This window comes from Bacteroides gallinaceum (genome assembly GCF_030373775.1).
Classification (GTDB): domain Bacteria; phylum Bacteroidota; class Bacteroidia; order Bacteroidales; family Bacteroidaceae; genus Phocaeicola; species Phocaeicola excrementipullorum.
In genome coordinates, this window is the sequence record NZ_JAUDEN010000078.1 from 1 (window position 1) to 925 (window position 925).

General features: G+C 40.2%; 1 protein-coding gene. It reads right to left on the reverse strand.

Features of this window, described 5'->3' with window-relative positions:
- A partial coding sequence (locus QUW60_RS15030; protein WP_289561507.1) for an IS4 family transposase occupies positions 1-806 on the reverse strand: 806 nt, incomplete at its 3' end.
- Positions 807-925: the final 119 nt, after the last annotated feature.

Here is a 925-nt window from a genome sequence, read left to right on the forward strand (position 1 = left end):
TATCGTGTACCGTCTTCAGGATTCTCAACGATGAGTTTTCTAAGTTCTTCGGGATAATCCTTAGAACTTTTATAAACCGTAAAGCATCCTATTACATCCGAAACTACACCTTCCGGCAATCTTCGTTTCCAGGTTTTAGGCTTGATCCGTACATTTGTTTTGGCTCGTACAACGAAGAAAGCACCTATACGATTTATCGTATTAAGGTTACTGAAATCGTTATACCCTCGGTCGAATATGTAATGCGCTCCTGATTCGTATGGAATCTCAGGCATAGCCTTTGAATCGTGAATGTTGGCAGGTGTAATATGCACAAAAGCAGGTACTTCCGTTTCAACATCGTAGAGCGTATGCAACTTTATTCCGCCTTTGTGTTTGCGAAATTTAGCCCATTCAAACACCGACAGACACAAATCAACCGTTGTAGAGTCAAATGCGTAAACATGACCGTCAAGTTCGAATATCTTATTGATTCTACGCTTGCGGGCCTCGGCAATCATGAATGTTGCATACTCCTCGAAAATACGGTAATCACGTTGCTCATTAGCCTTACTGAGATTGCTTCGTGTTACAGATTTCCCGATCCCGAGATGGTAGAGTTTCCCAGCGTGTGCTTCCATAGCCACAACCAGATCCCGGAGGCTCTCTCGATTGGATAGCTGACCGAAGATCATCGTAAGCAACTGATTCCAACAGGTATAGCTTTTGATATATTTGTCGCCTTCATACTTCTTTACGAGATAGTTGAAGTGATTACGATCAAGAAATCGGGTTAATTGAGCAAAAACGAACTTGTCTTTATGCATAACGATCTGATTAATACCGCAAAAGTAAATTCAAATCCGTTGACTCACAAAACACTTATAACAAATTGAATTTCAATTATTTCAAAGAACTTCTATGATTTTTTAGTGGACACTAATGA